General features: G+C 71.5%; 2 protein-coding genes. Both read left to right on the top strand.

Annotated elements, in window-relative coordinates; translation table 11 throughout:
* Positions 1 to 36 precede the first annotated feature (36 nt).
* Positions 37 to 1,125: an S-(hydroxymethyl)mycothiol dehydrogenase gene (locus ACWGIG_RS38705; protein WP_453326414.1), complete on the top strand. Its 1,089-nt coding sequence runs from the start codon at positions 37 to 39 to the stop codon at positions 1,123 to 1,125.
* Positions 1,122 to 1,754 carry an MBL fold metallo-hydrolase gene (locus tag ACWGIG_RS38710; protein WP_453326415.1) on the top strand — a complete coding sequence of 211 codons (633 nt, stop codon included), beginning with the start codon at positions 1,122 to 1,124 and terminating at the stop codon, positions 1,752 to 1,754. The genes ACWGIG_RS38705 and ACWGIG_RS38710 overlap by 4 nt, the downstream gene beginning before the upstream one ends.
* Positions 1,755 to 1,808: the final 54 nt, after the last annotated feature.

Below are 1,808 nucleotides of genomic sequence, written 5' to 3' on the forward strand. Positions count from 1 at the left end.
AGGTCAGACACCTCTTCAGGTCAGGAAGGACCCCAGATGGCACAGCAGGTGCGCGGCGTGATCGCCCCCGGCAGGAACGAGCCGGTACGCGTGGAGACGATCGTCGTCCCGGACCCGGGTCCCGGCGAGGCCGTGGTGAAGATCCAGGCCTGTGGCGTCTGCCACACGGACCTCCACTACAAGCAGGGTGGCATCAACGACGACTTCCCCTTCCTCCTCGGTCACGAGGCGGCGGGCATCGTCGAGTCCGTCGGCGAGGGCGTCACCGACGTCGCCCCCGGCGACTTCGTCGTCCTCAACTGGCGTGCGGTCTGCGGCCAGTGCCGGGCCTGTCTGCGCGGCAGGCCGCAGTACTGCTTCGACACCCACAACGCCAAGCAGAAGATGACCCTGCTCGACGGCACCGAGCTCTCCCCGGCCCTGGGCATCGGCGCCTTCGCCGAGAAGACCCTCGTCGCGGCCGGCCAGTGCACCAAGGTCGACCCCGAGGTCTCCCCGGCCGTCGCGGGCCTCCTCGGCTGCGGCGTCATGGCGGGCATCGGCGCCGCGATCAACACCGGACAGGTCGGCCGCGGCGACTCGGTCGCCGTCATCGGCTGCGGGGGAGTGGGCGACGCCGCGATCGTCGGCGCCCGCCTCGCCGGAGCGGCGAAGATCATCGCCGTCGACATCGACGACCGCAAGCTCGAAACCGCCAAGTCCATGGGCGCCACCCACACGGTCAACTCCCGCACCGGCGACCCCGTCGAAGCCATCCGCGCCCTCACCGGCGGCAACGGCGCCGACGTCGTCATCGAGGCGGTCGGCCGCCCCGAGACGTACAAGCAGGCCTTCTACGCCCGCGATCTGGCCGGCACCGTCGTCCTCGTCGGCGTCCCCACCCCCGACATGCAGATCGAGCTCCCCCTCATCGACGTCTTCGGCCGCGGCGGCGCGCTCAAGTCGTCCTGGTACGGCGACTGCCTGCCCTCCCGCGACTTCCCGATGCTGATCGACCTGCACCAGCAGGGCCGCATCGACCTCGCGGCGTTCGTGACGGAGACCATCGGCCTCGGCGACGTCGAGAAGGCCTTCGCGCGCATGCACGAGGGAGACGTACTGCGCTCGGTGGTGGAGTTCTCATGAGCCCCGCCCGCATCGACCACCTCACCACCTCCGGGACGTTCTCCCTGGACGGCGGCACCTGGGACGTCGACAACAACGTCTACCTCGTGGGCGACGACACCGAAGCGATCGTCATCGACGCCGCCCACGACGCGGACGCCATCCGCGCCGCCCTCGGCGACCGCACTCTCCTCGCCATCGTCTGCACCCACGCCCACAACGACCACATCGACGCCGCCCCGGCCCTGGCAGCAGCCACCGGCGCCCCGATCCTGCTCCACGAGGACGACCTCCCCCTCTGGAAGCAGACCCACCCCGACAGGGCCCCGGACGCCGCCCTCACCGACGGCCAGGAACTCTCCGTCGCGGGCACCACCCTGAAGGTCCTGCACACCCCGGGCCACGCCCCCGGCGCGGTCTGCCTCTACTCCGAGGACCTGGCCACGGTCTTCACGGGCGACACCCTCTTCCAGGGCGGCCCGGGCGCGACCGGCCGGTCCTTCTCGCACTTCCCGACGATCGTCGACTCGATCCGCGACCGCCTGCTGACGCTCCCTGCCGGGACGTCCGTACGCACCGGCCACGGCGACCCCACCACGATCGGCGCGGAAGCCCCGCAGCTGCCCGAGTGGATCGCCCGCGGCCACTGACGGCAGGTACGCGAAGAGGGGGCCGGTCCGCTGCGGACCGGCCCCCTCGTGCAC

It is taken from the genome of Streptomyces sp. NPDC054863 (assembly GCF_053610825.1).